Source organism: Hyphomonas sp. (assembly GCF_040882205.1).
Taxonomy (GTDB): Bacteria; Pseudomonadota; Alphaproteobacteria; order Caulobacterales; family Hyphomonadaceae; genus Hyphomonas.
Map to the genome: position 1 here is coordinate 1 of NZ_JBBEBT010000118.1, position 5465 is coordinate 5465.

Here is a 5465-nt window from a genome sequence, read left to right on the forward strand (position 1 = left end):
AGCTCTGGGCGCTGCGCAAAGTCGTGGTTGGGGCGGGCGGCGGGCAGGCCGTCATCAGCGCGGTCGCCATTGCAGGCGCCGGCCTTGCCTTCGGGCTGGACCTGCCGGTCGCGATGATCCTCGGCCTCGCGCTGGCGCTGTCGTCTACTGCCATCGTCATGCAGGTTCTGATCGAGTCCAAGCGCGCCGCCCAGCCGGTCGGGCGGGCCACGCTCGGCGTGCTGCTCTTCCAGGACATCATGGTTGCGCCGATCCTGATCTTCGTCGGCTTTGCCGGCATGAAGGCAGACGCCAACATGGCCGGCGTGCTGGTCGATGCCCTCGTGCGCGGGCTGATTGCCATCGCGGTGATCTGGGCCATCGGCCATTATCTGCTCGGCCGCGTCTTCCGCCTCGCCGCCGCCAGCGGGGGGCGCGACTTCCTGATGGCGCTGACCCTGCTGACGGTCGTCGGCGCCGCCGCGATCACCTATAGCGCCGGTCTCTCGCTCGCGCTCGGCGCCTTCCTCGCCGGCCTGCTCGTCGGCGAGACCGAATTCAAGCACCAGACAGAAGTAGACCTTGAGCCCTTCAAGGGGCTCCTGCTCGGCCTCTTCTTCATGACCGTCGGCATGAGCCTAGATCTGCCGATGATTGCCAGCCAGATCGTCTGGATTCTTGCCGCGCTCTCGGCGCTTGTCGCGGTAAAGGCACTGATCGCCTATGCCGCCTGCCGCCTGTTCGCGGGAAACCATCCGCTCTCGCTCGAAGCTGCGCTGCTGCTCGCGCCGGCGGGCGAGTTCGCCTTCGTCGTGCTGACTGCCGCGCGCGCTGCGGACGCTGTGCCGGCGGAGATCGCCACCTTCGCCTCCGCCGTCGCTGGTCTCTCGATGCTGCTGACACCGCTGCTTGGCCAGTTAGCCCGCCGACTGGCACGCGGCAAGACCGCTGACGGTGAACTGCCGCCGATGATGGACCTCGACCATCTCACGGACCATGTCATCCTCGCCGGCTATGGCCGCGTCGGCCAGTCGATCGCGCGCCTGCTCGTCAACGAGGAAGCCGCCATTGTCGCCATCGACCGCGAGCCGGACAAGATCCGCATGGCCCGCAAAGCCGGCGTGCATGCCTATGTCGGCGACGCTGCTCGGCCAGAGTTCCTGAGAGCCACCGGCATCTCCCGCGCGGCCATGCTGATCATCACAGTCGATGATCCGGACCGCGCCGAAGCGATGGTGCGCTGTGCACTGGAGCTTCGCCCGGACCTGACCATCCTTGCCCGCGCCCATGACGGCGACCACATGATCCGCCTCAGCGCTGCCGGAGCAGACCATGTCGTGCCAGAAGCCATCGAGTCCGGCCTCCAGCTGGTGCGCATCGCGCTGGAAATTTTCGGCTACGACCAGGAAACCGTCCGCACCCGGATCGGCCAGGCCCGCGACGAGGAATACAGGCGCGCCTGATGTCCAGCCCTTACAACCCCGCTGCAATCTCACCGAACATGCGCCGCAGCCAGATCAGCGCCGGGTCCTCTGAGTTCTCCCGCCGCCAGTAGAGCACACTCGCCAGCATCGGTGAGGCGATCGGCAGGTCGCGCACCGCGAGGCCCGAGGCTTCCGCCATCGGCCGCGGCGCGACGAGCGCGAGGTGGGTATGGCGCACCGCTTCGATGGCGGGCTGGTGGTTCGGCAAGCGCAGCGCCGGCGTGATCCGTCCGCCCGCCGCGCGCGCCATTTCCTCGACGAGGCTGCGCCCCTCCCGCCGGCTGGACACCGCGATATGGCGCAAGCCGAAGAAGCGCTCGGCCGTCAGCTTTTTGTGCGTCATCGGATGATCCGGTGCCAGCATGCAGGCATAGGGCGTCGAGAAAAGCACCTCGCGTTCCATGTTGGCGCCGCGCAGGTCCGGCACATCGATGGCGAGATCCAGCCGCCCGGAGGCGAGCTCTGTCGAGATCGTCGCCCTGTCCACCTGGCTCCACGCGATCCTGAGGCCTGGCGCTTCAACTTCCAGTTTCCGCGCCAGCGCCGGCACCAGCATATAGGCGGAGGCATCCCGCGCCGAAAAATTGAAGACGCGGGTCGAATGCGCGGGGACGAACTCCGAACGCGGCTCCAGGCCGGCGCGTAGCCGGTCCAGCGCATCGCGCACCGCCGGCATCAGCGCTTCGGCCATTGCGGTCGGCTTCACGCCCCGCCCCTCGCGCACGAACAGGGGGTCCTCGAAATGCAGGCGCAGCCGGGCCAGCGCATTGCTCACGGCGGGCTGCGTTATGTGCAGGCTTTCGCTCGCCCGGGTCAGACTGCGTTCGGAATGGATCGCTTCCAGCACGGGCAGCAGATTCAGGTCAAGGCTGCGCAGGTTCATGGACTGTCCCGTTCTGGTATCACCAATAGTGATGAGACAGCTTCATAAGATAAAGTATCCGAATAGTCGAGTTACGCGTAGGGAAAGGTCTGGGAAAATGGAGACCGCGCATGCCGGCCGTTCTAAAGCCATCCCGACGCCTTCAGCAGCATCGCCGCGCCAATTGCGGTGACAAGCCATTTCATCGCCCGCTTGAAGTCGACATCACTCATGCCCTCGAGCAGCTTGCCGCCGAGGCGCGTGCCGAGCATCGAGAGCGGGATCGCCAGCGCAAAGAACCAGAGGGGCGCAAAAGCAGCCCCGCCGACAGCGGCAATCCCCGGAACGCTCCAGAAGATAACCTTCACAAGATGGGCGAGCACCTGCGTTACCGACTTGGTGGCCACGACCGCGCGCCGGTCCAGGTCAGTCGTGACAAAAAAGATATCCAGCAGGGGGCCAGCAACGCCCCCCAGCGTATTCAGGGCCTGCACGGCAAAACCCGCCAGTTCCGCCTGGCCTCGCTTGAGTATGTCCAGGCGGATCCAGCTCTTCGGCAACCAGACGAGCATCGCGGTGGCGGCGAGGAACAGGTAGACCGCGCGCGCCTCCGGGCGCCAGGAAATGGCGAGCAGGAGCAGAAAACCCGCAATCGCACCAAGGGCGTAGCGGCGCAACACACGCCAGTCGATATACTTGCGCCAGAGGAAGGCGCGGTAGCCATTGGAGACCATCTGCACAGCGCCGTGAACGACCATGGCGCTCGCCACAGGCAGCATTGCGGCCAGCACGCCCATCAGGATCAGACCGCCGGCCATGCCGAAGATGCCGGAAATGAACGCGGTCACCAGCACGGTGACAAGGATTACGAGGGCCGAAACGGAACTCATGCAAAGGGCCATAGCCGGGTTCTTTTGCCAGCGCGAGAGCCAGAAAGAATTTGCGCGCCCCCCGGCGCGTCAGTTACCCTGCTGAAGAAGAACAGCAGAAAACAAGAACCTTGGGAGAGGAAACAGACCCATGCCTGACACACAACGCACCGTTGACGAGCACGCCGACATGAATGACCTTCGCATGTCGGAGGCGGTTCGCCCGCTTTACGATCATGTGGTGAAGTTCATTGCCGAAACCGTGAACCCGATGAGCGTCGAGTTCCACCGCCTCGGCGAAGGCAACAGGGACATCTGGACCTACGCCCCCGGCCAGCTCGAATGCCTCGAGAAAGCGAAAGACGAAGCCAAGAAGCAGGGCCTCTGGAACTTCTTCCTGCCGGACGCCGAAACCGGCGAAGGCCTGTCGAACCTCGACTATGCCTATATCGCGGCCGAACTCGGCAAAAACCCGATGGCCTCGGAAACTATGAACTGCTCGGCGCCCGACACCGGCAACATGGAAGTGCTGGAGCGCGTCGGCACGCCCGCCCAGAAGGAGAAGTGGCTGAAGCCGCTGCTTGAGGGCAAGATCCGCTCCGCCTACGTGATGACCGAGCCGCACATGGCCTCCTCTGACGCTAAGAACGTCTCGATGAAGTGTGAACTCGTCGGCGACGAATACGTTCTGAACGGCGAGAAGTATTACGCCTCCGGCGCCGGCGATCCGCGCTGCCGGATCATGATCGTGATGTGCCGTTCCAACAACGGCCCGGACGTCAACCGCCAGCAATCGCAGGTGCTGGTGCCTCTGCCCCACCCGGGCGTGACCATCGTTGGCCCGATGCATGTGTTCGGCGAGCCCGATGCGCCCCACGGCCACATGCACCTGCGCTTCGAGAACGTCCGTGTACCGAAGGAAAACATGCTGCTCGGCGAAGGCCGCGGCTTCGAAATTTCGCAGCTCCGTCTTGGCCCGGGCCGTATCCACCACTGCATGCGCTCCATCGGCCAGGCCGAACGCGCGCTTGACCTGATGTGCATCCGCGGCCTCAGCCGCGAAGCTTTCGGCAAGCCGCTGGCGAAACTCGGCGGCAATACCGAGATCATCTCCCGCGCCCGTATCGAAATCGAAGCGATGCGCATGATGGTTCTCAAGGCTGCCAAGGCGATGGACGTTCTTGGCAACAAGGAAGCCCGCATCTGGATCTCGATGGTTAAGGCCATGGTGCCGGAGCGTGTCTGCCAGATCATCGACCAGGCCATCCAGATCCACGGCGCCACCGGCGTCTCGCAATGGACCCCGCTTGCCCGCATGTATGCCAGCCAGCGCACCCTTCGCCTCGCGGACGGGCCGGACGAAGTCCACCACATGGTCGTCGGGCGTCATGAACTGCGCAAGTATGAAGGCGGCGTGGAGGATCCCTCGCTGGCCGCCATCTGGCGCAAGTAAGTCCAGCTACGGATTGAAAGTTTGAAGGCGCGCGGAGGGAAACTTCCGCGCGCTTTTTTGTTGTCCTGTTTGTCCGCTCTTTCCCGGGGGTGCGGGTCAGGCCAGACCCCTCGCGTTCCCAGCCTTCGCGGGGATGAGCGGTATGGAGACCGGGTCTAGGCCTTCACCGCCGACCGCTCCGAAACCTTCGCATACAGATCATCGCCCCAGCCGCTCACTTCACCGGTGAACAGCGTCTCTGGCGGCACGATTTCCGGTCCCATTCCCGGCGCCAGCGGCGGGGAGAAATAGCCGAGCGCATAGCTGCCCATTGAGTAGCCGATCAGGCGCTGCAGTTCGGGCGAGACGTTCGCGGCGATGTCGGGCGGACAGGAGAGATACTGGTTCTCTTCCTGCCGCAGCCAGCCGAGGGAGTAGGTGATGTTGATGCCGACACGGTCGGCGCTGGAGACATTCGCGCCCCCGGAATGGATCACCGAGCCGGTATAGATGATGACCGACCCTGCCTTCATCTCGGCATAAGTGATCTCTTCCTCGTGTGCGCCGCGTCCGTCTTCCCAGAGATGGCTGCCGGGGACGACGCGTGTGGCGCCGTTCTCCTTCGTGAAATCCGTCACGGCCCAGATCATGTTCAGCTGCGGCTCGATGCTGCGCTGGAGATAACCGCCCCAGGCGAGCCGGTCACGGTGCAACACCTGCGCGCCCTGTCCGGGCTTGATGCGAATGACCTGCGTCAGATGCAACTGGTAGCGATCACAGAAGGGAGCGAGGAAGGCTTCGGTGGCGGTGTTGATCAGCGGATCGGACACCAGCTCGCG

General features: G+C 64.5%; 5 protein-coding genes. 2 read left to right on the top strand and 3 right to left on the bottom strand.

The window, feature by feature from the left end; translation table 11 throughout:
• Positions 1-1442 (top strand): cation:proton antiporter (locus WEA77_RS04625; RefSeq protein WP_368066694.1); only part of this gene is annotated, 1442 nt, incomplete at its 5' end.
• Between the two features lie 10 nt (positions 1443-1452).
• Here WEA77_RS04625 and WEA77_RS04630 read toward each other — a convergent pair.
• Together WEA77_RS04630 and WEA77_RS04635 are read right to left on the bottom strand one after the other, a co-directional pair.
• Positions 1453-2346, bottom strand: coding sequence for a LysR substrate-binding domain-containing protein (locus WEA77_RS04630; protein ID WP_368066695.1), 894 nt, complete (start codon positions 2344-2346; stop codon positions 1453-1455).
• A gap of 122 nt (positions 2347-2468) precedes the next feature.
• Positions 2469-3215 (bottom strand): TSUP family transporter, encoded by a 747-nt coding sequence (locus WEA77_RS04635; RefSeq protein WP_368066696.1) that lies wholly within the window; start codon positions 3213-3215, stop codon positions 2469-2471.
• Between the two features lie 130 nt (positions 3216-3345).
• On the opposite strand from WEA77_RS04635, the gene WEA77_RS04640 reads away from it, so the two are divergent.
• The gene (locus tag WEA77_RS04640; protein ID WP_368066697.1) at positions 3346-4647 is read left to right on the top strand and encodes an acyl-CoA dehydrogenase family protein; all 1302 of its coding nucleotides are present in this window, start codon (positions 3346-3348) and stop codon (positions 4645-4647) included.
• 155 nt (positions 4648-4802) lie between these two features.
• On the opposite strand, the gene WEA77_RS04645 is transcribed toward WEA77_RS04640, so the two are convergent.
• On the bottom strand, positions 4803-5465 hold a 663-nt coding region (locus WEA77_RS04645; protein WP_368066698.1), incomplete at its 5' end, for a phytanoyl-CoA dioxygenase family protein.